This is a genomic window from Bradyrhizobium nivariense, from assembly GCF_029846695.2.
Classification (GTDB): domain Bacteria; phylum Pseudomonadota; class Alphaproteobacteria; order Rhizobiales; family Xanthobacteraceae; genus Bradyrhizobium.
Genome location: NZ_JARWCR020000006.1, coordinates 145,570 through 170,016 on the forward strand (window position 1 = coordinate 145,570; position 24,447 = coordinate 170,016).

The window sequence follows — 24,447 nt, forward strand, 5'->3', positions numbered from 1 at the left end:
AAATCATGCTCAAACAACAATCTAGAGCGAGGCGGCCTGGAGATGGCGGTGGCCGCCGCGGGCGCCGACGATCAGCGCCGCCGCCTCGCGCTGCGAGAACGTCTTCGAGCGCACATAGACGCGGTAATCCGCCGGCCCCTCGGTGGAGAGATAGATCACCTGACCGCCGTCGACGGGCTGCGCGGCAATCGAGATCAGACGGGTCGAAGGATTGGCCTGGCAGGTCTCCGATTCCGAACCGAGGCCGTCGTCGACGACCGCGAAGTCTGCCGCATCCGCATCCTCGGTGATCTGAACCCGCACCGTGGCGCGAGCGGGATCATCGGTGAAGGCGACATGCACGCCGGCGGTCCAGAACAGGGACGTCAGCTCGACCGAGGTGTCGCCCAGTGCGATGCAGGGATGCGAGACCGATCCGATCTCACTGCGGGCAAACACCGCAGCCGCGAGCAGGGGAATAACCGAGGCCAGGACCTTGAAACGCAACATGACACGCTACTCGCCAGGCCCTGGGGAAACTCGTGGCGGGAACCGATGGGCCTTATGGTTTGCAGAGCGTAAAGGAAACTCGTTACCGCCGGGTTGACGCGCGTGACGCTCACGCCATCTGGCGCACATCCTCTGCGAGCGCGCGGTAGGACAGCGCCTCGGCGAGATGCAGCCGGCCGATCTTGTCGGCGCCGTCGAGGTCGGCGAGCGTGCGCGCCACCCGTAGCACGCGGTGATAGCCGCGTGCCGACAGCCGCATGGTCTCGGCGGCGTCGCGCAGCAGCTTTTGGCCTTGCGCATCCGGCTTGGCGATCTCCTCCAGCACCGAGGCCGGCGCTTCGGCATTGGTGCGAACCTTCGGCAGGCCGGCATCCGCGTAGCGCGCGAGCTGGATGTCGCGCGCCGCCGCCACGCGCGCGGCGACTTCGGCCGAGCCCTCTGCCGGCGGCGGCAGGATCAGGTCGGCCGCGGTCACTGCGGGAACCTCGATGCGCAAGTCGATGCGGTCCATCAGCGGCCCCGAGATGCGGGCCTGGTAGTCGCCGGTGTAGCGATCGATGCGGCCGCGCTTGCAGGCATAGCCGGGCTCGAACGCATTGCCGCAGCGGCAGGGATTCATCGCCGCGACCAGCATGAAGCGTGCGGGGTAAGTGACGCGGTGATTGGCGCGGGACACCGAGACCTCGCCGTTCTCCAGCGGCTGGCGCAGCGAATCCAGCACGCGCGGATCGAACTCGGGGAGCTCGTCGAGAAACAGCACGCCCTGATGCGCGAGCGAGATTTCGCCGGGCCTTGCGCGCATGCCGCCGCCGGTGAGCGCGGCCATGCTGGCGGAATGATGCGGCGAGCGGAACGGCCGCCGCGCCGTCAGCGCACCGCCCTCGATCTCGCCGGCGACGGAGGCGATCATCGACACCTCGAGCAACTCGCCCGGTGACAGCGGTGGCAGGATCGAGGGCAGGCGTGCCGCCAGCATCGATTTGCCGGCGCCGGGCGCGCCGATCATGAGCAGATGATGCCCGCCGGCGGCCGCGATCTCCAGCGCCCGCTTGGCGCTCTCCTGTCCCTTGATGTCGCGCAGGTCGAGCGGCGAGGCCGCGGCTTCATGCACCTTCGGCACAGGCCGCGACAGCACCTGCGTTCCCTTGAAGTGGTTGGCGATCTGGATGAGCGAACTTGCGGCGATGATCTGGATGTCCGGGCTCGCCCACGCCGCTTCCGAGCCGCAAGCTGCCGGACAGATCAGCCCCTCCTCGCGCACATTGGCGCCGATTGCGGCGGGAAGGACGCCGGCCACCGGCGCGATCGATCCGTCGAGGCCGAGCTCGCCCAGAACGGTGAAGCCGGTCAGCGCATCCGGCGGGATCGCGCCGATCGCCCCCATCAGCCCGAGCGCGATCGGCAGGTCATAATGGCTGCCCTCCTTGGGCAGATCGGCGGGGGCGAGATTGACGGTGATCCGCCGCGCCGGCAGCGCCAGCCCCGAGGCGATCAGCGCCGAGCGGACCCGCTCGCGCGCCTCCGACACCGCCTTGTCGGGGAGACCGACGATCGCGAAGGCCGGCAGACCCGGCGCGACCTGCACCTGCACGTCGACCGCGCGGGCCTCGATCCCCTCAAAGGCGACGGTGGAAACCCGCTGAACCATGCCCGAACCAGCCTGCCCTCTTGCACAATTAGGGGTAGCAGAGCGGGCCGGCACTTGCAAGAACAATACGGGAACATGCCCAGGGGCTGGGAGGCCCTAACCAATCGTAAACACGACCAAGACACTACGCCTCGAATGCCAGCGGCTCTCCTCAGCACATTCCAACGAATGTCCGCTACTCCTAAGGCTGCGGGATGGGCCGTGGTCTAACGGGTGAACAATTCAAATGCTTGCAAATCGCCGGAGAAGCGAACGACGGATGTGCACCCGGCTTGCCAAGATCCATTTTGGCGCGGGTTCCCTGCCGCGGGACTGCACGATCACGGATATTTCGGATGGCGGCGTGAAGGTGGTGGCCGAGTTTCTGGAAGTGCCGCCGCAATTCACCATCATCTTCGCGCCCGACTATTCCCGCCAGTGCCGCCTGCGCTGGCGCATCGGCTGCGAATTCGGCGCTGAATTCACCGACTAAGCTACAGAAGCGCCCCGCCTTAACGGGACCTTAGCGTTAATCGGTAAGCATCTCTGATCAGTCGCCGAGTGATCAGAGTATGTCCAAGCGTTTGTCCGTTGCCTCTCCTCCGGCGAGATATCTGTTTTCCGCGCTTCTGATCCTGGCGCTCGGCGGCTGTCAGACCACGGGCATCGAGGACATCACCGGTGCGCTCGGCGGAAGGTCGGAAACGGCTGGCAAGGCCGACGCCAAGCCGGACATCAAGCCGGACATGGACGCGCTGCGCGAGCGCTATCGCGCCAAGCCTGGCGATCCCAACGTCGCGCTCGAATACGGCAAGGCGCTGCGCCAGACCGGCCAGCGCGCGCAGGCACTTGCGGTGCTGGAGCAGGCCGTGCTGGCCCATTCCACCAACAAGGCGCTGCTCGCCGGCTATGGCCGCGCGCTCGCCGACAGCGGTAATTTCCAGCAGGCGTTCGACGTCCTCGGGCGCGCGCATTCGCCTGAAGATCCCGACTGGCGTATCCTGTCGGCGCAGGGCGCCGCGCTCGATCAGCTCGGCCGCAACGAGGAAGCGCAGCAATATTACGCCACCGCGCTGAAGATCGTGCCCGACGAGCCGCAGGTTTTGTCCAATCTCGGACTGTCCTACATGCTCCAGAACAATCTGCCGCGGGCAGAGGAAACGATGCGCCGGGCGCATGAGCGCAATCCCGCCGATGTCCGCGTGCGCGCCAATCTCGCGCTCGTGCTGGGACTGGAAGGAAAGCAGGCCGAGGCCGAGACCATCGTCAAGGCCGATCTGCCGCCGGATCAGGCGGCGGCAAAAGTCACGGCGCTGCGGCAGTTGCTGGTGAAGAAGCAGCAGCAGCGGGCGGACAAGTAACCCGCCGCCCGCGCGTGTCAGGATGCCTTGGCAAGGATGCCTTGGTCAGGATGCCTTGCGATGCGGGGCTGACCCGCGCCCCGACCTGCCCTTCAGCTTCTTCAGGAGCGGCCCGAGCAGCGAGCGCTTCGGCTTCTTCACCTCGCCGCGCCCGGCGAGGCGGTTCGCCATGTTCTGGAACAGCTCGGTGGTGCGGTGGCTCCTGGAGACCTCCGCGATCATCTGGCCGTTGTTGGCCGCGGTCGAGAACAGCTTCGAATCGAACGGGATCACCGCGATCGGCTGGCTCTCCATGGTCTTGGCGAATGCCTTGACCTCGATCTCCGCCCGCTTGGGCATGCCGACCTGGTTGATGCAGTAGAGCGGCGGCCGGTCGTTCGGCCGCGCCGCCTTCAACACGCTCAGCATGTTCTTGGTGTTGCGCAGGTTCGCAAGATCGGGCTCGGCCACGATCACGATGTCGTCCGCGTTGACCAGCGCGCGCCGCGTCCAGCCCGACCATTGGTGGGGAACGTCGAGCACGATGCAGGGCGTGGTCATACGCAGCGTGTCGAACACCGCGTCGAAGGCCTCCGCGCCGAAATCGTAGACGCGGTCGAGCGTCGCGGGCGCGGCGAGCAGGCTGAGCCGCTCGGTGCATTTGGAGAGCAGACGCTCCATCAGCGCCGTGTCCGGCCGGTCCTGCGACAGCACCGCGTTGGCGATGCCCTGCACCGGATCCTGGTTGTAGTCGAGACCCGCGGTGCCGAAGGCGAGGTCGAGATCAATCACGACGGAATCGAGCGCGAGGTCACGGGCGATGGTCCAGGCCACATTGTGCGCGACGGTGGAGGCGCCGACGCCGCCCTTGGCGCCGACCACCGCGATGACGCGGCCGGTGATGATGGCTTCGGACGCCGAGAACAGGCTGCAGATCGAGCGGACGACGTCGAGCGTTTCGACCGGTCCCACCACATAATCGTTGACGCCGCGGCGGACCAGCTCGCGATAGGGCGCGGTGTCGTTGGGATTGCCGATCACGACCACGCGGGTGCCGGGATCGCAGACGCCGGCGAGGTCGTCGAGCCCCTCGAGGATGTCGCGCGCGCCGTCGGATTCGATCACGATGACGTTCGGCGTCGGCATCGTTTCATAGACTTCGATCGCCGCGGCGAGGCCGCCGTCCTTGGCGGTGAGGTGTGCCTTGGCGAGGCGGCGATCCTGCCCGGCCGCGGTCACCGCGGCGAGCGTCTGCCCGGTCTCGCAAAAGGCCTGCACGGAGATGCGAGGAACCGGCGCAATGTGTTCCTCGGGGTGCTGCGGATCGTCCGCTTCTTCGTCGTGGACGCGTGTCATCTGCCTGTGTCGCTGAGTTTGGCCTTGTCGGCCTCTGGATTGGCGGTCGCGATCGGCGTGCCCTTGCGATAGCGCTCGAAGGCCATGTCACGCCGTGCATTATAGGCCGGCGTCTCGGACCGCGGCTGCTCGAGGTCGGCCGGATTGTCGATCATCGCCGCGAGGTTGCGCTGGCTGGCGCAGCCCAGATTGAAATAGGGCCGGTTCTCGTTGTAGCCGGGGTCGAGGATGGAGGGGCCGATATCCTCCGGCCACAGCCCGCAGGGGCCGGCGACCGCGGCGATCCGGGAATAGCTCAGGCGAATGGTGGGCAGCAGTCCGGGATCCTCGGGCCGATAGGGATGCTGGACGACGGCGCGCGAGGGCACGCCGCCGGATGCGAGCACGGAACGGATTTCGTGATAAGTCGCTGCCGCCGCGCGCGAATTCGCGGCGTCGACGGGCACGTCGACGACGACGGAGCCTGTACCTTCGCCGACCCAGTCCCGGGCAATGCCGGCGACGTCCGAGCGTTGCGCGGCCGAGAGGCCGCCGCGAGCCTTGCCGACGAAGATCACGATCGACTTCTTGGCTTCCTGCACCGCGATCGGGTGACGCTGGCGATAGTCGGTCGGCACCGTCTGGGTGACGATCTCGCCGGTGGTGTTGCAGGCGCCCAGCATGACGGAGAGCCCCGTCAGCGCCAGCGCGACGCTCAACTTGCGACGTCGATCGGCCATGGTCTTCGTCATCGCTTCATCCCCTCTTGCCCCTATCTTGCCCCGTTCCCCTGGCCGCCCGTTCGCCTCAGTCGATGATGAAGCCGAAATCGCCGGGCGTGCCGGCGATGGGATCGACGCGGCGCGCGATGCCATAGAGGCGGTTCATGCGGCCGAGCAGCGCCGTCTGGGCGTCAGAGGCCGGCGCGAAGCCGTCGTCGGGCCGCGACAATTCCTTCTGGGCGACCGCGCGCACCACATAGGGCGTCACGATCACCATCAGCTCGGTCTCGTTGTTGACGTAGTCCTGGCTGCGGAACAGCGCGCCGAGGATCGGCACCTGGTCGACGCCCGGCAGGCCGTTGATCGCCTGCTTGGTCTGCTGCTGGATCAGGCCGGCCATCGCCATCGAGCCGCCCGAGGGAATCTCGAGCGTGGTCTCGGCGCGGCGGGTCTGGATCGAGGGGATGGTGATTGAGCTGGTCGAGCTCGCGGACACCGCCTGTGTCACCGAGATAGCGTTCTGATTCGACAGCTCCGAGACCTCGGTCATCACGCGCAGGCTGATGCGTCCCTCGCTCAACACGACCGGCGTGAAGTTCAGGGAGATGCCGAACTTCTTGTAGGTGATCTGGGTGGTACAGACGTGGGTGACCGGATCGCAGGAATAGCCCGCAGGGATCGGGAATTCGCCGCCGGCGATGAAAGTGGCGGACTCGCCGGAGATCGCCGTCAGGCTCGGCTCGGCCAGCGTCCGCATCACGCCGGCGCTCTCCATCGCGCGCATCGTGGCGCTGACGGTGGCGACGCCCTTGGTGAGGCCGGCGACGCCTAGACCGTTGCTGCTGACGAGCGGGCCACCCGAGACCGAGAACGGATTGGAATTGTTGAAGTTCACGACCGCCGTGCCGGCATTCAGGCTGGCGCTGAGATCGACGCCCAATTGCTTGACGATGTCGCGGCGCACTTCGCCGACGACGACCTTGAGCATCACCTGGTCGCGGCCGCGCACGACGATGTTGTTGACGACCTTCTCAGAGCCGCCGACCAGTTTCGCGGCGACGTCGCCGGCCTGCTGGGCCTCGACCGGGCTCGACACCGAGCCGGTCAGCATCACGCTGTCGCCGATGCCTTCGATCTGCACGCCCGGCAGCGACTGACGCAGCGCCGCGCGCATGCCGTTGAGGTCGCGCTTCACCGCGATGTCGTAGGCGGCGACCTGCTGGCCGTCGGCGCTGAAGAATACGACGTTGGTCTGGCCGACCTGTCCGCCGATGATATAGGCGCGCTGGGCCGAGCGGATCACCGCATTGGCGATCTTGGGATCGGCGACCAGCACGTCCTTGACCTCGCGCGGCAGGTCGATGACGGCGGACTTGCCGACGCCGAGCGACAGGAAGCGCGTCCTCGCCGGCGCGATCGTCGCGACCGGCGCCACATCGAGATCCGCTGCCTGCATCGGCGCCTGGTCGCCGACCGGCGCATCTGCCGCGCTGACGACATCGGGAGCTGCGAGGAGCCCCAGTATCAGCATCGTCCCCGTCCAGAACGAGCGCGCGCGCTTCCCCCGAATGCGCATGCCCGTCCGATCATCCCCGTAGTTCATCATATCCCCATCATCACTTCTGTGACGTCAGTTGCCGTGCCTGCACGCCGTAGCGGATCACGTTGACGCCGCCGGGACGCTTGATCGCCTGGTCCTCGGGCGTGCCGTCGACTGAGTTGGCATCGACAATGCTGCGCAGCGCGAGTGTCAGCGTGCCGCCCTGGCGCGCGGCCGACAGCGTGGCGACCTGATCGGGCCTGAGCTCGAGCGTGACGGTCTTGCCGACGACGGCGTTCTGGCCGTCCTTTTCCTTCGGCGCCTGGTCGATCGCGAGCACGCGGATATTGGTCAGGATGACCTCGGACAGGACGAGGTCGTTACCGCCGGTCGGGCCGTTGCTGTTGTTCGCGCCGTCAGGATTCTTCAGGCGGCGGGTCAGCACGATGTCGACGCGGTCGTTCGGCAGGATGAAGCCGCCGGCGCCGGTCTCGGCTGAAATTTCGGTGGAGACGGCGCGCATGCCCGACGGCAGGATCGCGGCCATGAAGCCGGAGCCTTCGGCCTTGACCAGCTTCTGCTCGCGGATCGGCTCGCCCTGCATCAACGGCACGCGTGCGATCGAGCCTGCGATCTGGGTCTGCGCCTCGGGCCTGTTGTCGCGGCGGATGAAGGCGCTGCTCGCGGTCGTCGCCGGCCAGGCCTGCCATTGCAGGTCCTCGGGCTTCACGGCTTGACCGAGCTGGATGTCGTTCTTGGCGACCAGGACCTCAACCGTCGGCAGCTTCTCGGCGACGGGGAGAACGGGCGCGGGCCTGTTGTCATAGCCGCTCGCCAGATACGCAGCGACGCCGCCGGCGCCTAGCGCGATGACGAGAACGACAATGCGTGCGGTGTTCATACGCTTCTACTCTTACGCGGGGCACTCGAACCGCACCTGGCGGGTTCCCCGACGTCGATGAGTAGGCAGTAAAAGTATAAGGGGTGTTGCGAGGCCGAGTGTGATGGCCAGTGACGACGCGCGTTCTGGGCAGATGGTGAATGGGGCGTTAGCTGGTCGGCCACTGGCCCCGTAGTTTCACGCAGCGCGGCCCCTGCGTTCGAATGAGGCGCGCGGCGTCATGGTGAAGGGGTGGCTAGTGGCGTGTGCGCAGTGTTTCCATTGATGTCCGTAGCCGGGATATCGCTGCGCTCATGCGGGCTGCAAGCCACGAAAGAACAGGTGCCTACTTCGCCCGCTTCTGCTCGATGACGTCCCAGACCTTTGCCGCCACGTCCGGGCCGCCGAGCTTTGCAATCGCACGGATGCCGGTCGGCGAGGTCACGTTGATCTCGGTGAGGTTGCCGTTGATGACGTCGATGCCGACGAACAAGAGCCCGCGCTCGCGCAGCGTCGGTCCGACGGTGGCGCAGATCTCGCGCTCGCGCGGCGTGAGCTCGGTCTCCTGCGCGGCGCCGCCGCGTACCATGTTGGAGCGGAGGTCGTCTGTGGCCGGGACACGATTCACCGCGCCGGCGAACTCGCCGTTGACCAGGATGATGCGCTTGTCGCCGTGCTTCACCTCGGGGATGAACTGCTGGATCACCCAGGCTTCCTTGAATGTCACCGAGAACATGTCGAACAGCGAGCCGAAATTCATGTCCTGCGGCATCACGCGGAATACCGCGGCGCCGCCATGGCCGTGCAGCGGCTTCATGACGACGGCGCCGTGCTTGTCGCGAAAGGCGTTGATCTCATCCAAGTCGCGCGAGATCAGGGTCGGCGGCATCAGTTGCGGAAAGTTCATCACGAACAGCTTTTCCGGCGCGTTGCGCACCGAGGCGGGGTCGTTGACGACCAGCGTCTTCGGGTGGATGCGTTCGAGCAGATGCGTCGAGGTGATGTAGGCGAGGTCGAACGGCGGATCCTGGCGCAGCAGCACCACGTCAAAGCCGTTGAGGGCCTCCCGCCTGGGCTCGCCGAGGGTGAAATGATTGCCGGGTTCGTCGCGCACGGTGAGCAGCTGAACGGGAGCGACAATCTCCTCGCCGACCATCGAGAGCTTGTCGGGCGTGTAATAGGACAGGCCGTGGCCGCGCTTCTGCGCCTCCAGGAGCAGTGCAAAGGTGGAATCGCCCTTGATATTGATACGGGCGATGGGGTCCATCTGGACGGCGACGTTCAGTTTCATGGTCTGCCTTTCAGGTCGAGGCGTCGAATGCCGCCAACACATGGCGCGGAAGTGACCGCGGCGCAATCAGCATGGCGTCGAATCGCAATTCGAATTCGGCATGCTCGGGATGCGCTACCAGCCAGCCTTGCGCGGCGTCGATGATGCGCTGCTGCTGGCGCGCCGTCACGGCAAAGGCGGCGTCGTCCAGCGTCGCGCGCGCCTTGACCTCGACAAAGGCGATCAGGTTGCGGCGGCGGGCCACGATGTCGATCTCGCCATGCGGCGTGCGGTAGCGTTTGGCGAGGATGCGGTAGCCCTTGGCCATCAGGAAGGCTGCGGCGCGGCTTTCCGCGGAGATGCCGGTGTGGAACGCGGCGACGCGCTCGGGCGAGGCGACTTTGGGCTCCGCCGGGACCTCATTCTTCGCCATCGCCGCCCCGCAGGCCTTTGGCAAGCTCGAGCGCGCGAGCATAGACCTCGCGGCGCGGCCGGCCCGAGAGCGCGACCGCATGCGCCACCGCATCCTTGACGCTGTGCGCGGCGAGCTGCTCGCGCAGGACGTCGTCGAGCGCATCCGATGTCAGCATCTCGGCATCAGCCGCAGGCGGAGCGATCACCAGGACGAATTCGCCCCGCGTCTCCAGCGTGCCGGCGTCGCGGGCCAGCTCATGCAGCGTCGCGCGCGAAATCTCCTCGTGCAGTTTCGTCAGCTCGCGGCAGATCGCGGCTTCGCGGGTCCCCATGATCTCGGCGAGCTCGGCGAGCGTGTCCTGCACCCGGTTGCCGGAGTCGAACATCACCAGCGTCGCATCGATGCGCGCAAGCTCGGTCAGGCGCGATTTTCGCGCGACGGATTTCGACGGCAAGAAACCTTCGAAGAAGAAACGATCGGTCGGCAATGCCGCGACCGACAGCGCCGCCAGCACCGAGGACGGACCGGGCAGCGCGTAGACCGCGTGGCCGGCGGCGCAGACCTCGCGCACCAGCTTGAAGCCGGGATCGGAGATCAGCGGCGTGCCGGCGTCCGACACCAGCGCGACCGAGCCGCCCTGCCCCAGCGCCTCCAGGATCTTTGGACGGGCCGCTTCCGCGTTGTGCTCGTGATATTGCTTGAGCTGCGCCGCGATGGCGTAGCGCTCGGTCAGACGCCGCGTGATGCGGGTGTCCTCGCAGGCGATGACATCGACCCCGGCGAGGGTCTGCAGCGCCCGCAGCGTGATGTCACCGAGATTGCCGATGGGGGTCGCGACCAGGTGCAGGCCCGGCGCGGCCTTCCGCGCCGCGAGCCGATGGGCGTCGATGGAGAAACCGCGCAAGGCGGGATCCGTAGTCTCAGGTGTATTTATCGGGGACGGCTTTGCGCGCATAATGAGACGAACTTAGGCATGATCCCCGGGGCTGGGAACCGGTTCTCGGAAAAAGAAAAAGATCGTGGCTGGGTAAGGGGCGAGGAAGGACTGGAATGTGATCCATCCGGCATCACATTCCCGAGGGAATGAAGCGTCAGCGCCATATTCGCGGCGGAAACGCCGCCTTGATGCTGGGTGATGGACGGTGGACAGCTAGCCAGAACTTGAGGTGGGGGCGCGTTAAGCGGTCATTATCCTTTTGTTTTAGTTAACTATTTGCCGACAATATGCCTGAATCTGCGGCTTGTGTCGTGGAAAGAGTTGTTGTGACCGGCTGGCGACGGCCGGTCAGAAGAGAAGCTGCCATGACGGGCCCGCGTGATCCCAGATCTTCCTTCTCGGAGGAGTCTCCCGTTCAGGGGCCCCTGATATCAGGGGCGACCCGGCGGAGCGCGCTTGGCCTGTTGCTCGGCGCGCCGCTGCTGTCGGCCTGCGCCGGCGTGCAACAGAGTCTCAGCCAGTTCTCCAATCCGTTCAGCAGCTCCTCCTCGCCTCCGGCCCAGCCGGCCGGCCCGCCGCAACAGGCGACGACCGCCGGCACCGGCGGGGTCAAGGTTGCCGTGATCCTGCCGCTCTCGGCGGCCGGCAATGCGGGCCTTGCCGCGCAGTCGATGCGCAACGCCGCCGAGATGGCGCTGGCCGAGTTCCAGAATCCCAACATCCAGCTCCTGATCAAGGACGACAATGGCAGCCCGCAAGGCGCGCAGGCGAGCGCGCAGCAGGCGGTCGACGAAGGCGCCGAGATCATATTGGGGCCGCTGTTCGCGCAATCGGTGCCTGCGGTGGCCCAGATCGCGCGTACGCGCGGCATCTCGGTGATGGCGTTCTCGACCGATTCCAGCATCGCCGGCCGCGGCGTCTTTCTGCTGAGCTTCCTGCCGGAGTCCGACGTCAACCGCATCGTCGAATATTCCACCAGCATCGGAAAGCGCTCCGTCGCCGTGCTGGTGCCCGACAATGCCTATGGCAATGTGGTCGAGGCCGCGGTGAAGGCGGCAGTGCCGCGCCGCGGCGGACGCATCGTCGCGTTCGAAAAATACGGCGCCGATCGCGCGGCGCCGGCACGGACCGTCGCGCAGCAGCTCGGCAGCGCCGATGCGCTGTTCATCGCCGATGATGGCGACGCCGTCGTCGCGGTCGCCGATGCGATGAGTGCGGCGGGTGCGAATCTGCGCAATATCCAGCTGCTCGGCACCGGCCTGTGGGACAGTCCGCGGGTCTATGCCAGCTCAAGCTTGCAAGGCGGCCTCTATGCCGCGCCGGACCCGGCCGGCTTCCGCGCCTTCTCCGGCCGCTATCGCACCAAATACGGCGCCGAGCCGGTGCGCACCGCGACGCTCGCCTATGACGCCGTCGCCCTCGTCGCCGCGCTGGCGCGCACGCAAGGCACGACGCGCTTCTCATCCGACGTGCTCACCAATCCCTCCGGCTTTGCCGGGATCGACGGCCTGTTCCGCTTCCGCGCCGACGGCACCAACGAGCGTGGTCTCGCGGTGATGAAGGTCACGACCGGCGGCGGCGTTGCGGTCGCGGGCTCGCCGAAGAGTTTTGGGGCGTAATTGGTTCCTCGACGTCGTCCTGGCGAAAGCCAGGACCCATAACCACAGGAAGTGGTTTTGCGAAGACTCGTGGTTGTCAGCTTTACGCTGCAACTGCTCTTCGGGGTAATGGGTCCTGGCTTTCGCCAGGACGACGATGGAGAGAGCTTACGCCGCCAGATCCGCAACCACCGCGTCCAGCACGGGAAAACCGCTGCTCGTCACGCGCAGCCGGCCCGTTGCATCCACCGTGATCGCGCCTTCCTCGCGCAGCAACACGATGCGCTTGGGGTCGAGCGGGCGGCCTGACAGCGCCCTGTAACGCTCGGGGTCGATGCCCTCGGCGAGGCGCAATCCCATCAGCAGGAATTCGTCGGCGCGCTCTTCGCTGTTGAGGAGATCGTCGGTGACGAGGCCGTGGCCGTTGGTCTCGACCCGCATCAGCCAGGCTTCGGGGCGCTTCTCGGTGGCGGTGGCGTGCCTGATACCGTCAATGTCGAGGCGGCCGTGCGCGCCCGGACCGATGCCGGCGTATTCGTTGCCGCGCCAATAGACGAGATTGTGCCGACACTCGGCGCCGCGCCGCGCGTGATTTGAGATTTCGTAGGCGGGCAGGCCGAGCTTGTCGCAGGTCTCCTGCGTGACGTCGTAGAGCGCGCGCGCGATCGCTTCATCCGGCGTCTTCAATTTGCCGGCCTGATGCAGGCCGAAGAACGGCGTGCCTTCCTCGATCGTCAATTGATAGAGCGACAGATGCTCGGCCGCCTCATCGATCGCGAGGCGCAATTCATCGGCCCACATCTCCGGCGTCTGGTCGGGACGGGCGTAGATCAGATCGAACGAATAACGATCGAACGAGCGGCGTGCGATCGCGACGGCATCGAGTGCCTCGCGCGCGCTGTGCAGGCGGCCCAGCGCTTTCAGCGAGGCATCGTCGAGCGCCTGCACGCCGAGCGAGACCCGGTTGACGCCAGCGGCGCGATAACCGGCAAAGCGTGTGGCTTCGACGCTGGTCGGGTTTGCCTCCAGCGTGACTTCGACGTCTTTCGCCACAGTCCAGTGCTTGCCGATGGCGTCGAGCACAGCGCCGACGGTTGCAGGCTGCATGAGTGAGGGTGTGCCGCCGCCGAGAAAGATCGAGGTAACTTCACGGCCGGGCGCGCGCTCGGCGGTCGCGGCGATCTCGCGGGCGAATGCTGACGCAAAACGCGCCTCGTCGATCGCGACATGGCGGACATGGCTGTTGAAGTCGCAATAGGGGCACTTCGACAGGCAGAACGGCCAGTGCACGTAGACGCCGAAGGCTTCCTTAGCGCGGCTCAAGGCAGATCTCCGCCAGTTTCACGAAGGCGCGGGCACGATGCGACAGCCCAAGACCGAGCGGCGGCAGGCCGTGCTTCTCGATGCTCTCCATCTCGCCGAAGGTGCGGCTGTGGCCGTCGGGCAAAAACATCGGGTCGTAGCCGAAGCCGGCGGTACCGCGCGGCGGCCACACCAGCGTGCCGTCGACGCGCGCCTCGACCTCTTCGAGATGATCGTCGGGCCATGCAACGCAGAGCGCGGAAACGAAATGCGCCTTGCGTTTGGCGGGCGTGGTCGCGCCGCGCTCCTGCAACAGCCGTTCGATCTGCGCCATCGCCGCGGCAAAATCCTTGTTCGGACCGGCCCAGCGCGCCGAGTAGATGCCGGGCGCGCCATCGAGCGCGTCGACCACGATGCCGGAATCATCGGCGAAAGACGGAAGCTTCGTCACCTGCGCTGCCGCGATCGCCTTGATCGCGGCATTGCTGCGGAAATCGTTTCCGGTTTCTTCCGGCTCGGGAACGCCTAGCTCGCCGGCCGACACCGCCTCGATGCCGTATGGCGCGAGCAGCTCCTTCATCTCGGCGAGCTTGCCGGGATTGTGGGTTGCGATGACGAGCTTTCCGGTGATTCGGCGATGCATCGGCCTATTGACTACGCTACCGCCAGTTTCTGCAAGTCCACGAGACGCGCGACGCCCTTGCGCGCCAGCGCCATCAGCGCCAGGAACTCGGCTTCCGTGAACGGCTCGCGTTCCGCGGTGCCTTGGACTTCGATGATGCGGCCATCGCCCGTCATGACGAAATTGGCGTCGGTGTCGGCTTCGGAATCCTCGGCATAGTCGAGGTCGAGCACGGGCGTGCCGTTGTAGATGCCGCAGGAGATCGCGGCGACGTTGTCGCGCAACACGTTGGCCTTGATCATGTTGCGCGCCTTCATCCAATTGACGCAATCGGCGAGCGCGACCCAGGCACCCGTGATCGAGGCCGTGCGGGTGCCGCCGTCGGCCTGGAGCACGTCGCAATCGACCGTGATCTGGCGCTCACCGAGCGCTTCGAGATTGATGATGGTGCGAAGCGAGCGGCCGATCAGGCGCTGAATTTCGACGGTGCGGCCGCTCTGCTTTCCAGCGGAGGCCTCGCGGCGGGTGCGTTCCGAGGTCGCGCGCGGCAGCATGCCGTATTCGGCGGTGACCCAGCCGCGGCCCTGGCCCTTCAGCCATGGCGGCAGGCGGTCTTCCAGCGTGGCGGTGACCAGCACATGGGTGTCGCCGAATTTCACCAGGCACGAGCCTTCCGCATATTTGACCACGCCGCGCTCCAGCGTCACGGGGCGCAATTCGTCGGGCGCACGGCGGCTTGGCCGCATGGGAATTCCTCCAAAACTCTCGGAAAAGGGCTGTTCGCGGTGCTTGTAGGTGGGGTGAGGGTGGGCGGCAAGGGGGAAGATCAAGGCCTTATTCACCCCCGTTTTTCCATCCGCGAACGCCACGCTTGTCAGAAGCGCCCGGGATAGACAAATTACGTGGATCCGAGAGGAGTTACCGTCAGTGGCCCATCACGATCCGATCCATCTGATCGCGCCGCGCGCGGGCCTCGCCCAGCTCAACGAGCGTTCCCGCGACATCTTTCGTCAAATTGTCGAAAGCTATCTCGCGACCGGGGAGCCGGTGGGCTCGCGCAATATTTCGCGCCTGATCGCCATGCCGCTGTCGCCGGCCTCGGTCCGCAACGTCATGGCCGACCTGGAACAGCTCGGCCTGATCTACGCCCCGCATACCTCCGCCGGCCGGCTGCCAACGGAACTCGGCCTGCGCTTCTTCGTCGATGCCCTGATGCAGATCGGCGACCTCACCGAGGCCGAGCGGCAGGCGATCCAGAGTCAGCTCGCCTCCGTCGGCCAGGCGCAATCAGTCGAGGCTGCGCTGGAGGAGGCACTAACGCGTTTGTCCGGCCTGACCCGGGCCGCCGCAGTCGTCCTGACGCCAAAATCTAATGCGCGGCTGAAACATATCGAATTCGTCCGCCTGGAACCGGAGAAGGCGCTGGTGATCCTGGTCGGCGAGGATGGCCAGGTCGAAAACCGCGTGCTGGTGCTGCCGCTCGGGGTTCCCTCCTCGGCACTCACCGAGGCCGGCAATTTCCTCAATGCGCGAATCCGCGGCCGGACCTTGGCCGAGGCGCGGCTCGAGCTCGAGACCGCACTCGGAGAGGCCCGTGCCGAGCTCGATCAGCTCACGCAAAAGGTGATTTCCGCCGGTATCGCCAACTGGTCCGGCGGCGAGAACGAGGACCGCCAGCTCATCGTCCGCGGCCACGCCAATTTGCTCGAAGATTTGCATGCGCTGGACGATCTGGAGCGCGTTCGCCTGCTGTTCGACGATCTCGAAACCAAGCGCGGCGTGATCGACCTGCTCGGCCGGGCCGAGACCGCGGAAGGCGTGCGGATCTTCATCGGCAGTGAGAACAAGCTGTTCTCGCTGTCGGGCTCGTCCACCATCATCTCGCCCTATCGGGATGCCGCCGGCCATATCGTCGGCGTTTTGGGCGTAATCGGGCCGACGCGGCTGAATTATGCCCGCGTGATCCCGACCGTGGATTACGCGGCCCGCATCGTCAGCCAGCTTCTGGGGGGCTGACCGGCGTTTCCCCCGATCACGGGCGCTTGCTTTTCGGCGCCCGAAGCACGATATCCGGGCCAGAAACCCCCTGAGACGAATGCGAAAAGAGAGCCGATGACCGATCGAGACCGGCAACCCGAAGACACGACTGCTGCGGCCGGCGAGCCCGTGGTGTCAAAACCCTACATCATGCCCGACGATCCGGAGCTGGGCTCGGTCGAGGTGTTGCAGAAGGAAGTCGCCGAGGCGCGCGACCGCATGCTGCGGACGCTGGCGGAGATGGAGAACCTGCGCAAGCGGACCACCAAGGAGGTCGCTGACGCCCGCCTCTACGGCATCACCGGCTTTGCCCGCGACGTGCTCGACATCGCCGACAACCTGCAGCGCGCGCTCGATGCCGTTCCGGCCGAAGCTCGTGCGGCGGCTGATCCCGGCCTGGCCTCGCTGATCGAGGGCGTCGAGCTGACCGAGCGCTCGCTGCTCAACGCGCTGGAAAAACACGGCGTGAAGAAATTCGACCCCTCGGGCCAGAAGTTCGACCCGAACTTCCAGCAGGCGATGTTTGAGGTGCCTGATGCGTCGGTGCCCCCGGGCACCGTTGTGCAGGTCATGCAGGCCGGCTACACCATCGGCGAACGCGTGCTGCGTCCCGCTTTGGTCGGTGTCGCCAAGGGCGGCGCGAAGGCCGCGCCCGCCGCCAACAGCAACGAGCCGGTGTAGCTCTCAATCCTCATGGTGAGGACGCGCGCGAACAAGCGCGCTCCTCGGGATGAGGGTCTTGCAGTTTTTAGCCGCGCCTACGCGCTCGCCGCGATATCCGCAGACTGAATCCGCTTCACGCCGGCCTTGGCCATATCGGCCCAAGCTTTTGCGAGCGAACCCTGATTGTCGATGCCGCGGCAGGCGTCTTCCACCACATAGACTTCGAAGCCCGCCTTGCGGGCGTCGAGCGCGGTCCAGGCCACGCAAAAATCTGTCGCCAGCCCCGCGACGAAGACGCGCTTGATCTTGCGCGCCTTCAGATAGCCGGCAAGGCCGGTCGAGGTCTTGCCGTCGGCTTCGAGGAAAGCCGAATAGCTGTCGACGTCCTTGTGGAAACCCTTGCGGATGATGAGCTCGGCGTGCGGGATCGCAAGATCCTTCGACAGCGCGGCACCGTCGGTGCCCTGCACGCAATGGTCCGGCCACAGCACCTGCTTGCCGTAGGGAAGATCGACGGTCTCGAACGGTTTCTTGCCGGAATGCACCGACGCGAACGAGACGTGACCGGGCGTGTGCCAGTCCTGCGTCATCACCACATTCGAAAACGCTTTGGCCATCTTGTTGATGACGGGCACCACCTGCTCGCCTTCCTTCACGGCGAGGCTGCCGCCGGGCAGGAAGCAGTTCTGCACGTCGATCACGAGCAGCACGGACGCATCGTCCGGCTTGATCGATGCCGCTGCAAAGAGCGCGGTTGGAGCGAGGGTCGCGAGCGCCGTCGTTCCAAGCGCCGCCAAGATATGTCGCCGATCCAGCATCATTCGCCTCCCCTCAGGGTGATCCAACGGAGGTGAAGCCTAGTTCCGCTTGGGTACGAACAGAAGCCCGAAAATGCAGCCGGTTCTGGCGAGTGGCCGGGCTGCTGACCCGATATCATTGTCGTCCCGGCGTAGGCCGGCCTTCGCCGGGACGACGCCGAGTGTCGGGCTAGCCCTTCGGCTGGATGCCGTCGCGCACCGCGCGGAAGCGGGTGAAGGCGGGCGACCACTGCTCGCGCGGGGCGCTGGCGATGATGCGCAGCGAGGCGCCACCGCTTGAGAAGCGGATCCACTGCACCACGGTCACCGCCGTCTTGTCCTTGCCGCTAACGCCGTCGATCCGGGTCTCGAAACCCTGCTGGCCGTTGATGCGGATCGGCTCGGACATGGTGACGCGCGCTTCGCGCACGCCGGGGATCTGGAGCGCCGCCTCCTGGGCGAAGCGGGCGCGGTCGTCGGCCTGCTGCGGGGTGGCGCCGATCACGCCGAGGATCATGAACGGCTTCGATTCATAGCCTGTGCTCTCGTCGCCGTCGGCCAGGATGATGCTCGAGCCCGGCGCCAGCGTGCGGACGTCCTTGAAGTCGGCGAGATCGGTGATCTTGAACGGCATCAGCGCGATCTGCTCGTCGGCTGAGACCTGCTTGCGGGTGGCGACGCTCGCAAACATCTGCCGCACCGCCTCGTCGGTGTAAATCTTGGTCGCATTCTCCGGAATCTGCACCGCGACATAGCCGGAGAAGCCGGCGCCCGGGACGATCATCGAATAGCGCTTCACCGGGGTATCGCCGGCCTTGCCGCTTTCGGTGGTGAAATAGGCCAGGCCTGCGGGCGTCTCGATCTTGTCCTGCTTGACGCCGTTGGCTCCGGCCGGATTGGAATTGAAGGCGCTCACGACCTCGCCATAGGCTGCCGGCGGCAGCTCGGTGATCAGTACCTTGACGCTGCCGTCCTCGCTCTCGAAGCCGGGAAAGGTCTTGGCTGTGTTGAGGCCGACCAACGGCACCATGCCGAGGCGCAAGCCAGGCGGGAAAACGGCGTCGGCAGCCAGAGCCGGAAGCGCCGAGGCGACGAGGAGGGCGAGCGCGGCGAGGGGGCGGATCAGCTTCATGGGCACTCTGATTGGTTCACATTGAGGCCGTTCGATGGTCGGCGACCGGGCCGCTTTGTCGCGCGAGGCAGCCCGATACGAGGCCGGTCGGCTGCCCACCTTTTAGCGGGTTTGGTCTTGCCGCAACAGGGCGGGGCGGAACGCGATGGCGGATGCCGGCCGATCGTCGAACCTGTTAATAATTCCTCACCCGCAAGGGCGGTTCAGCCCGGATATGATCTTCCAAAACCCAATGTTTTCACGGCCGAAACTTGCGTTCGGTCCTTGCGGGCCCCTCCCCCCCTCCTATATGACCCCCAACCATCGCAATATCGCGAATGTTTGATCTTAGGGGGTTTCGGTTCGGGTGCCTTCTGGGCCCAACCAGCCTGCCGCAAAAACAAGGATATCAGGACCATGGGAAAGGTCATCGGGATCGACCTCGGCACCACGAATTCGTGCGTTGCCGTAATGGATGGCAAGAACGCCAAAGTCATCGAGAATTCCGAAGGCATGCGCACGACGCCTTCGATCGTCGCCGTGACGGACGACGGTGAGCGCCTCGTCGGCCAGCCGGCCAAGCGCCAGGCCGTCACCAATCCCGAGCGCACTTTCTTCGCAGTGAAGCGCCTGATCGGCCGCCGCTACGACGACCCGATGGTCGAGAAGGACAAGAAGCTCGTTCCGTACAAGATCGTGAAGGCTTCCAACGGCGACGCCTGGGTCGAGGCCGACGGCCAGACCTACTCGCCCTCCCAGGTCTCGGCGTTCATCTTGCAGAAGATGAAGGAGACCGCGGAAGCCCATCTCGGCCAGAAGGTCGACCAGGCCGTCATCACCGTTCCCGCCTACTTCAACGACGCCCAGCGCCAGGCGACCAAGGACGCCGGCAAGATCGCGGGCCTTGAAGTGCTGCGCATCATCAACGAGCCGACCGCGGCCGCGCTCGCTTATGGCCTCGACAAGACCAAGACCGGCACGATCGCCGTGTACGATCTCGGCGGAGGCACGTTCGATATCTCCATTCTCGAAATCGGCGACGGCGTGTTCGAGGTGAAGTCGACCAACGGCGACACCTTCCTCGGCGGCGAAGATTTCGACATGCGCCTCGTTGGCTATCTGGCCGACGAGTTCCAGAAGGAGCAGGGCATCAACCTGCGCAACGACAAGCTCGCGTTGCAGCGCCTGAAGGAAGCCGCTGAAAAGGCCAAGATCGAGCTGTCGTCGACGACGCAGACCGAGATCAACCTGCCCTTCATCACCGCGGACCAGACCGGCCCGAAGCATCTGACGATGAAGCTCACCCGCGCCAAGTTCGAGGCGCTGGTCGACGACCTCGTCCAGAAGACCGTCGAGCCCTGCCGCAAGGCGCTGAAGGATGCCGGCCTCACCGCCGCCGAGATCGGCGAAGTGGTGCTGGTCGGCGGCATGTCGCGCATGCCGAAGGTCCAGGAAGTCGTGAAGCAGCTGTTCGGCAAGGAGCCGCACAAGGGCGTCAACCCGGACGAAGTCGTGGCGATCGGCGCCGCGATCCAGGCCGGCGTGCTTCAGGGTGACGTCAAGGACGTGCTGCTGCTCGACGTGACCCCGCTGTCGCTGGGCATCGAGACGCTGGGCGGCGTGTTCACCCGCATCATCGACCGCAACACCACGATCCCGACCAAGAAGAGCCAGGTGTTCTCGACCGCCGAGGACAGCCAGAATGCGGTCACCATCCGCGTCTTCCAGGGCGAGCGTGAAATGGCGGCCGACAACAAGATGCTCGGTCAGTTCGACCTGATGGGCATTCCGCCGGCCCCGCGCGGCATGCCGCAGATCGAGGTGACCTTCGACATCGACGCCAACGGCATCGTCAACGTCTCGGCCAAGGACAAGGCCACGGCCAAGGAGCAGCAGATCCGCATCCAGGCCTCCGGTGGTCTGTCGGAAGCCGACATCGAGAAGATGGTCAAGGACGCCGAGGCCAATGCCGAGGCGGACAAGAAGCGCCGCGAGGCCGTGACCGCCAAGAACGATGCGGACGGACTGGTGCATTCGACCGAGAAGGCGCTGGCCGAGCACGGTTCGAAGGTCGCCGAGACCGAGCGCCGCGCCATCGAGGATGCCGTCAGCGACCTCAAGGAAGCGCTGAAGGGCGACGATGCCGAGGCGATCAAGGCCAAGACCCAAACGCTGGCCCAGGCGTCGATGAAGCTCGGCGAGGCCATGTACAAGCAGCAGGCCGAGGCCGACGCCAAGAAGGATGCGGCCAAGGACGACGTCGTCGACGCGGAATTCACCGAAGTCGACGACGACAAGAACAACAAGAAGTCCGCCTGAAGCCCGCGAGGGTGATGATGCGGACGGCTTGGACCCCACACGCGCCAACGGCCTCCTCCCTCGCGGGGGAGGCCATCGTGTCGGGCTCGACGGGCCAAGACTCTGTTAAAATCGGCCCCGTTACGATCGATCAATTCCCAGCCGCTATGCTGAACGCCGCCATGCTGCCCTCTGCCGCAAGGCGTAGGAGCGCTTATATCGTCGCATGGCGACGTTGCTTCGCTCCGACTTGAAACGCGATCGGATAGACCGAGTTCATCATGTCCACGTCCACCAAGCGCTGCTATTACGAAACCCTCGAAGTCGAACGCAATGCCGACGATTCCGTCCTGAAATCGTCGTTCCGCAAGCTGGCGATGAAGTTTCACCCAGACCGCAATCCCGGGGACGACACCAGCGAAGTCAAGTTCAAGGAAATCAACGAGGCTTACGAGGTCCTGAAAGACAAGGACAAGCGGGCCGCCTATGACCGTTACGGCCATGCCGCCTTCGAGCAGGGTGGCGGTGGCGGCGCCGGTTTCGGCGCGGGCTTCGCCTCCTCGTTCTCCGACATTTTCGAAGATTTGTTCGGCATGGCCGGACAGCGCGGCGGCCGCGGCGGCCGCGAGCGCGGCGCCGATCTGCGCTACAACATGGAAATCACGCTCGAGGAAGCTTTTGGCGGCAAAACCGCGCAGATCGAGATCCCGGTCTCGGTCACCTGCGAGGCCTGTTCGGGCATCGGCGCCAAGGCCGGCACCAAGCCGAAGACCTGCTCGACCTGCGGCGGCGCCGGACGCGTGCGGCAGTCGCAGGGCTTCTTCACGCTGGAACGGACCTGTCCGGGCTGCCAGGGCCGCGGCCAGATGATCGAGGACGCCTGCCCGTCCTGCTCGGGTCAGGGGCGTGTCACCCGCGAGCGGACGCTGTCGGTCAACATTCCCCCGGGCGTCGAGGACGGCACCAGGATCAGGCTCGCCGGCGAGGGCGAGGCCGGGGTCCGCGGTGGCCCGCCCGGCGATCTCTACATCTTCCTGTCGCTGGCCCAGCACCAGTTCTTCCAGCGCGACGGCGCCGATCTGCATTGCCGTGTGCCGATCTCGATGGTGACGGCGGCGCTTGGCGGCGAATTCGAGGTGCCGACCATCGAGAAGGGCAAGGCCAAGGTGAAGGTGCCTCCCGGGACCCAGTCCAACCGTCGATTCCGCATTGCATCAAAAGGCATGCCGGTGCTGCGCTCGCGCCAGACGGGCGACATGTATGTCCAGGTCGTGGTCGAGACCCCGCAAAATCTCACCAAGAAGCAGCAGGAATTGCTGGCCGAGTTCGAAAAGCTCTCCTCCGGCAACACCCAGCCGGAATCCGAGGGCTTCTTCACCAAGGTCAAGGATTTCTTCGGTAATCGGGCGAATTGACCCGGCTTGACCGTACCGCCTTCGGCCTATACCTCTTTGTGACCATTTTCTGACACGCCGCGGTCACGCGGTCCCGTCCGGTCCCGACATGCCATTGCCATCGTCCGCGCGTGCGTTGAAGAAGCCCCGTCTCGATGACGAGGTGCGTTTTCTCCGGTCATGGATCGAAAAGCCCCTCCACATGGGCGCGGTGATGCCGTCGGGCAAGCTGCTGGCTCGGACCATGGCCCGTTACGTCGAAATCAATTCGGACGCGCCGGTGGTCGAGCTTGGGCCCGGCACTGGTGCCATCACCTCGGCCCTGGTCGAGCGCGGCGTCGACCAGAAGCGCCTCGTCCTGGTCGAATACAATCCCGGTTTCTGCGCCCTGCTGCGCGACCGCTATCCGCAGGCCAAGGTGGTGCAGGGCGATGCCTATCGCCTGCGCGACACGCTCTGGAACGTCTTGAGCGCGCCGGCCTCCGCTGTCGTCTCGGGCCTGCCGCTGGTCACAAAACCGATGCTGACGCGGCTGCGGCTCGTCCGCGACGCCTTCACGGCGCTCGCGCCCGGGGCGCCCTTCGTGCAGTTCACCTATGCGGTGGTGCCGCCGATTCCGAAATCGCTGCCCGGTGTGTCCACAGAGGCCTCGGAGCGGATCTGGATGAACCTTCCGCCGGCCCGCGTCTGGGTGTATCGCAAGGACTAATTCCGCCGGCATCCCTCTTTGCGTGGCGGACTCGTTTCGCCGAACGCATGGAAGCGGATGTCCGCACCCAAAATCCTGGTCATTCCCGGCTCGCTGCGCACCGGCTCGCACAATGCGAAGCTGGCCGCGGTCGCCGCCTGTGAATTCGCCCAGGCCGGTGTTGACATCACCCGCATCTCGCTTGCCGATTTTCCGCTGCCGATCTACGATGGCGATCTGCAGGCCAAGTCCGGTGTGCCCAAGCACGCGATCAATCTCAAGCGCATGATCGGCGCGCATCATGGCGTGCTGATCGTCTCGCCCGAATACAATGCCTCGGTGCCGCCGCTGCTGAAGAACGCGATCGACTGGGTCAGCCGCGTGCATGAGCTGCACGAACCGCGCGGCGAGGTGTTCCGCAACCGCGTGTTCGCGCTCGCCGGCGCCTCGCAGAGCCGGCTCGGCGCGGCTCGCGCGCTGCAGGCGTTGCGGCTGATCCTCAGCTCCTGCCACGCCAATGTGATCGCCAGCCAGCTCACGCTCGCCTTTGCCGACCAGGCCTATGACGATATGGACAGGCTGAAGCACGAGGGCGATATCGCCGCGTTGAAGGAGCTGGTGCGGCAGTTGATCGACATTTCCCAACGCATGATGTGAGGTGACATGACGCCAGCCGAGATTGCCCCGAAAGACCGCCTGATCGTCGCGCTCGATCTGCCCAGCGTTGATGCCGCGGAAGCGATGGTCAACAGGCTCGGCGATAGCGTCACCTTCTACAAGATCGGCTATCGGCTCGCTTATGCCGGCGGCTTGCCGCTGGTCGGCAAGCTCGCCGACAAGGGCAAGAAGATCTTTCTCGATCTCAAGCTGCACGACATCGGCAACACCGTGGCGCAAGGCGTCGAAAGCATCACCAGGCTGGGTGCGACCTTCCTCACCGTGCATGCTTATCCGCAGACCATGAAGGGCGCCGTCGAAGGCCGCGGCAGCTCCAACCTCAAGATCCTCGCCGTCACGGTGCTGACCTCCTACAACGACGACGATCTGCACGCGGCAGGCTTCCGGCTCGGCGTCTCCGAGCTCGTCGAAGCGCGCGCGCAGCAGGCGCAGGTGCTCGGCGTCGACGGTCTCGTCTGCTCTCCGGAAGAAGTGGGTGCCCTGCGCAAGATCGTCGGTCATCAGATGAACCTCGTCACCCCCGGCATCCGGCCGGCGGGTGCGGCGACCGGTGACCAGAAGCGCATCATGACGCCGGGACGTGCAATCACGGCTGGCGCCGACTATCTCGTCGTCGGACGGCCGGTGGTCGAAGCTACCGAGCCCAAGGCGACCGCGGACGCCATCCAGGCCGAGATCGCGCAGGCGCTCGGCTAATCAACAAC

The 24,447-nt window shown here is 65.7% G+C and carries 24 protein-coding genes; 10 read left to right on the top strand and 14 right to left on the bottom strand.

What is annotated here, in order from left to right; genetic code table 11:
* Window positions 1-21: 21 nt before the first annotated feature.
* Window positions 22-489: a hypothetical protein gene (locus QCM77_RS07795; RefSeq protein ID WP_279682717.1), complete on the bottom strand. Its 468-nt coding sequence runs from the start codon at window positions 487-489 to the stop codon at window positions 22-24.
* A 109-nt stretch (window positions 490-598) separates the two neighbouring features.
* Window positions 599-2,137: a YifB family Mg chelatase-like AAA ATPase gene (locus QCM77_RS07800; protein ID WP_279682719.1), complete on the bottom strand. Its 1,539-nt coding sequence runs from the start codon at window positions 2,135-2,137 to the stop codon at window positions 599-601.
* Window positions 2,138-2,363: 226 nt separating this feature from the next.
* Between QCM77_RS07800 and QCM77_RS07805 the strand changes: the two genes are divergently transcribed.
* A complete protein-coding gene (locus QCM77_RS07805) occupies window positions 2,364-2,609 on the top strand; it encodes a PilZ domain-containing protein (RefSeq protein ID WP_007598461.1) in 246 nt (81 codons plus the stop codon).
* A 79-nt stretch (window positions 2,610-2,688) separates the two neighbouring features.
* On the top strand, window positions 2,689-3,477 hold the full coding sequence (locus QCM77_RS07810; RefSeq protein ID WP_279682721.1) for a tetratricopeptide repeat protein: 789 nt from the start codon (window positions 2,689-2,691) through the stop codon (window positions 3,475-3,477).
* Between the two features lie 45 nt (window positions 3,478-3,522).
* On the opposite strand, the gene QCM77_RS07815 is transcribed toward QCM77_RS07810, so the two are convergent.
* The 7 genes from QCM77_RS07815 to rsmI all read right to left on the bottom strand — a co-directional run bounded on the left by QCM77_RS07815 (window position 3,523) and on the right by rsmI (window position 10,573).
* Window positions 3,523-4,812, bottom strand: coding sequence for a CpaE/TadZ family protein (locus tag QCM77_RS07815; protein WP_279682722.1), 1,290 nt, complete (start codon window positions 4,810-4,812; stop codon window positions 3,523-3,525).
* Window positions 4,809-5,543, bottom strand: coding sequence for a CpaD family pilus assembly protein (locus tag QCM77_RS07820; protein ID WP_279682724.1), 735 nt, complete (start codon window positions 5,541-5,543; stop codon window positions 4,809-4,811). The genes QCM77_RS07815 and QCM77_RS07820 overlap by 4 nt, the downstream gene beginning before the upstream one ends.
* Before the next feature lie 55 nt (window positions 5,544-5,598).
* Entirely contained in the window at window positions 5,599-7,116 is a 1,518-nt protein-coding gene (locus QCM77_RS07825) for a type II and III secretion system protein family protein (protein ID WP_279682776.1), read from the bottom strand.
* Window positions 7,117-7,129: 13 nt separating this feature from the next.
* Window positions 7,130-7,954, bottom strand: a complete 825-nt coding sequence (cpaB, locus tag QCM77_RS07830; RefSeq protein ID WP_279660158.1) for a Flp pilus assembly protein CpaB — start codon at window positions 7,952-7,954, stop codon at window positions 7,130-7,132.
* 325 nt (window positions 7,955-8,279) lie between these two features.
* Window positions 8,280-9,224: a glutathione synthase gene (gene gshB, locus QCM77_RS07835; protein WP_279682726.1), complete on the bottom strand. Its 945-nt coding sequence runs from the start codon at window positions 9,222-9,224 to the stop codon at window positions 8,280-8,282.
* A 10-nt stretch (window positions 9,225-9,234) separates the two neighbouring features.
* A complete protein-coding gene (locus tag QCM77_RS07840) occupies window positions 9,235-9,636 on the bottom strand; it encodes a YraN family protein (RefSeq protein WP_279660156.1) in 402 nt (133 codons plus the stop codon).
* Window positions 9,623-10,573 carry a 16S rRNA (cytidine(1402)-2'-O)-methyltransferase gene (gene rsmI / locus QCM77_RS07845; protein ID WP_279682727.1) on the bottom strand — a complete coding sequence of 317 codons (951 nt, stop codon included), beginning with the start codon at window positions 10,571-10,573 and terminating at the stop codon, window positions 9,623-9,625. Before rsmI ends, QCM77_RS07840 begins: the two co-directional genes overlap by 14 nt.
* 347 nt (window positions 10,574-10,920) lie before the next feature.
* Here rsmI and QCM77_RS07850 point away from each other — a divergent pair, with 347 nt between their 5' ends.
* A complete protein-coding gene (locus QCM77_RS07850) occupies window positions 10,921-12,174 on the top strand; it encodes a penicillin-binding protein activator (RefSeq protein WP_279660154.1) in 1,254 nt (417 codons plus the stop codon).
* Window positions 12,175-12,321: 147 nt separating this feature from the next.
* On the opposite strand, the gene hemW is transcribed toward QCM77_RS07850, so the two are convergent.
* Genes hemW through rph form a run of 3 tightly spaced genes read right to left on the bottom strand, consistent with a single transcriptional unit; the run spans window position 12,322 to window position 14,823 of the window.
* Complete coding sequence (gene hemW / locus QCM77_RS07855; RefSeq protein WP_279682729.1) at window positions 12,322-13,476, bottom strand: radical SAM family heme chaperone HemW; 1,155 nt, start codon at window positions 13,474-13,476, stop codon at window positions 12,322-12,324.
* Window positions 13,463-14,098 (bottom strand): RdgB/HAM1 family non-canonical purine NTP pyrophosphatase, encoded by a 636-nt coding sequence (gene rdgB / locus QCM77_RS07860; RefSeq protein WP_279660152.1) that lies wholly within the window; start codon window positions 14,096-14,098, stop codon window positions 13,463-13,465. The genes hemW and rdgB overlap by 14 nt, the downstream gene beginning before the upstream one ends.
* A gap of 11 nt (window positions 14,099-14,109) precedes the next feature.
* Entirely contained in the window at window positions 14,110-14,823 is a 714-nt protein-coding gene (rph, locus tag QCM77_RS07865; protein ID WP_279682731.1) for a ribonuclease PH, read from the bottom strand.
* Window positions 14,824-15,004: 181 nt separating this feature from the next.
* Here rph and hrcA point away from each other — a divergent pair, with 181 nt between their 5' ends.
* Window positions 15,005-16,093: a heat-inducible transcriptional repressor HrcA gene (hrcA, locus tag QCM77_RS07870; RefSeq protein WP_279682733.1), complete on the top strand. Its 1,089-nt coding sequence runs from the start codon at window positions 15,005-15,007 to the stop codon at window positions 16,091-16,093.
* A 96-nt stretch (window positions 16,094-16,189) separates the two neighbouring features.
* Complete coding sequence (gene grpE, locus QCM77_RS07875) at window positions 16,190-16,795, top strand: nucleotide exchange factor GrpE (RefSeq protein ID WP_279682735.1); 606 nt, start codon at window positions 16,190-16,192, stop codon at window positions 16,793-16,795.
* 77 nt (window positions 16,796-16,872) lie between these two features.
* On the opposite strand, the gene pncA is transcribed toward grpE, so the two are convergent.
* Both pncA and QCM77_RS07885 read right to left on the bottom strand, forming a co-directional pair.
* A complete protein-coding gene (gene pncA, locus QCM77_RS07880; protein WP_279682737.1) occupies window positions 16,873-17,595 on the bottom strand; it encodes a bifunctional nicotinamidase/pyrazinamidase in 723 nt (240 codons plus the stop codon).
* Window positions 17,596-17,764: 169 nt separating this feature from the next.
* Entirely contained in the window at window positions 17,765-18,706 is a 942-nt protein-coding gene (locus QCM77_RS07885) for a hypothetical protein (RefSeq protein ID WP_279682739.1), read from the bottom strand.
* A gap of 396 nt (window positions 18,707-19,102) precedes the next feature.
* Here QCM77_RS07885 and dnaK point away from each other — a divergent pair, with 396 nt between their 5' ends.
* The 5 genes from dnaK to pyrF all read left to right on the top strand — a co-directional run bounded on the left by dnaK (window position 19,103) and on the right by pyrF (window position 24,439).
* Window positions 19,103-21,004, top strand: a complete 1,902-nt coding sequence (gene dnaK / locus QCM77_RS07890; protein WP_106943974.1) for a molecular chaperone DnaK — start codon at window positions 19,103-19,105, stop codon at window positions 21,002-21,004.
* Between the two features lie 260 nt (window positions 21,005-21,264).
* Complete coding sequence (gene dnaJ, locus QCM77_RS07895; RefSeq protein ID WP_279660146.1) at window positions 21,265-22,398, top strand: molecular chaperone DnaJ; 1,134 nt, start codon at window positions 21,265-21,267, stop codon at window positions 22,396-22,398.
* A gap of 88 nt (window positions 22,399-22,486) precedes the next feature.
* On the top strand, window positions 22,487-23,086 hold the full coding sequence (locus tag QCM77_RS07900) for a class I SAM-dependent methyltransferase (protein ID WP_279660145.1): 600 nt from the start codon (window positions 22,487-22,489) through the stop codon (window positions 23,084-23,086).
* Window positions 23,087-23,143: 57 nt separating this feature from the next.
* The gene (locus QCM77_RS07905) at window positions 23,144-23,722 is read left to right on the top strand and encodes an NADPH-dependent FMN reductase (RefSeq protein WP_279682741.1); all 579 of its coding nucleotides are present in this window, start codon (window positions 23,144-23,146) and stop codon (window positions 23,720-23,722) included.
* Window positions 23,723-23,728: 6 nt separating this feature from the next.
* A complete protein-coding gene (gene pyrF / locus QCM77_RS07910) occupies window positions 23,729-24,439 on the top strand; it encodes an orotidine-5'-phosphate decarboxylase (protein ID WP_279660143.1) in 711 nt (236 codons plus the stop codon).
* Window positions 24,440-24,447: the final 8 nt, after the last annotated feature.

Excerpts from the sequence above, each read along its gene's own strand:
- QCM77_RS07795 (WP_279682717.1), bottom strand. The coding sequence starts at position 489 with ATGTTGCGTTTCAAGGTCCTGGCCTCGGTTATTCCCCTGCTCGCGGCT.
- QCM77_RS07800 (WP_279682719.1), bottom strand. The coding sequence starts at position 2,137 with ATGGTTCAGCGGGTTTCCACCGTCGCCTTTGAGGGGATCGAGGCCCGC.
- QCM77_RS07805 (WP_007598461.1), top strand. The coding sequence starts at position 2,364 with ATGCTTGCAAATCGCCGGAGAAGCGAACGACGGATGTGCACCCGGCTT.
- QCM77_RS07810 (WP_279682721.1), top strand. The coding sequence starts at position 2,689 with ATGTCCAAGCGTTTGTCCGTTGCCTCTCCTCCGGCGAGATATCTGTTT.
- QCM77_RS07815 (WP_279682722.1), bottom strand. The coding sequence starts at position 4,812 with ATGACACGCGTCCACGACGAAGAAGCGGACGATCCGCAGCACCCCGAG.
- QCM77_RS07820 (WP_279682724.1), bottom strand. The coding sequence starts at position 5,543 with ATGACGAAGACCATGGCCGATCGACGTCGCAAGTTGAGCGTCGCGCTG.
- QCM77_RS07825 (WP_279682776.1), bottom strand. The coding sequence starts at position 7,116 with ATGAACTACGGGGATGATCGGACGGGCATGCGCATTCGGGGGAAGCGC.
- cpaB (WP_279660158.1), bottom strand. The coding sequence starts at position 7,954 with ATGAACACCGCACGCATTGTCGTTCTCGTCATCGCGCTAGGCGCCGGC.
- gshB (WP_279682726.1), bottom strand. The coding sequence starts at position 9,224 with ATGAAACTGAACGTCGCCGTCCAGATGGACCCCATCGCCCGTATCAAT.
- QCM77_RS07840 (WP_279660156.1), bottom strand. The coding sequence starts at position 9,636 with ATGGCGAAGAATGAGGTCCCGGCGGAGCCCAAAGTCGCCTCGCCCGAG.
- rsmI (WP_279682727.1), bottom strand. The coding sequence starts at position 10,573 with ATGCGCGCAAAGCCGTCCCCGATAAATACACCTGAGACTACGGATCCC.
- QCM77_RS07850 (WP_279660154.1), top strand. The coding sequence starts at position 10,921 with ATGACGGGCCCGCGTGATCCCAGATCTTCCTTCTCGGAGGAGTCTCCC.
- rdgB (WP_279660152.1), bottom strand. The coding sequence starts at position 14,098 with ATGCATCGCCGAATCACCGGAAAGCTCGTCATCGCAACCCACAATCCC.
- rph (WP_279682731.1), bottom strand. The coding sequence starts at position 14,823 with ATGCGGCCAAGCCGCCGTGCGCCCGACGAATTGCGCCCCGTGACGCTG.
- grpE (WP_279682735.1), top strand. The coding sequence starts at position 16,190 with ATGACCGATCGAGACCGGCAACCCGAAGACACGACTGCTGCGGCCGGC.
- pncA (WP_279682737.1), bottom strand. The coding sequence starts at position 17,595 with ATGCTGGATCGGCGACATATCTTGGCGGCGCTTGGAACGACGGCGCTC.
- QCM77_RS07885 (WP_279682739.1), bottom strand. The coding sequence starts at position 18,706 with ATGAAGCTGATCCGCCCCCTCGCCGCGCTCGCCCTCCTCGTCGCCTCG.
- dnaK (WP_106943974.1), top strand. The coding sequence starts at position 19,103 with ATGGGAAAGGTCATCGGGATCGACCTCGGCACCACGAATTCGTGCGTT.
- dnaJ (WP_279660146.1), top strand. The coding sequence starts at position 21,265 with ATGTCCACGTCCACCAAGCGCTGCTATTACGAAACCCTCGAAGTCGAA.
- QCM77_RS07900 (WP_279660145.1), top strand. The coding sequence starts at position 22,487 with ATGCCATTGCCATCGTCCGCGCGTGCGTTGAAGAAGCCCCGTCTCGAT.
- QCM77_RS07905 (WP_279682741.1), top strand. The coding sequence starts at position 23,144 with ATGTCCGCACCCAAAATCCTGGTCATTCCCGGCTCGCTGCGCACCGGC.
- pyrF (WP_279660143.1), top strand. The coding sequence starts at position 23,729 with ATGACGCCAGCCGAGATTGCCCCGAAAGACCGCCTGATCGTCGCGCTC.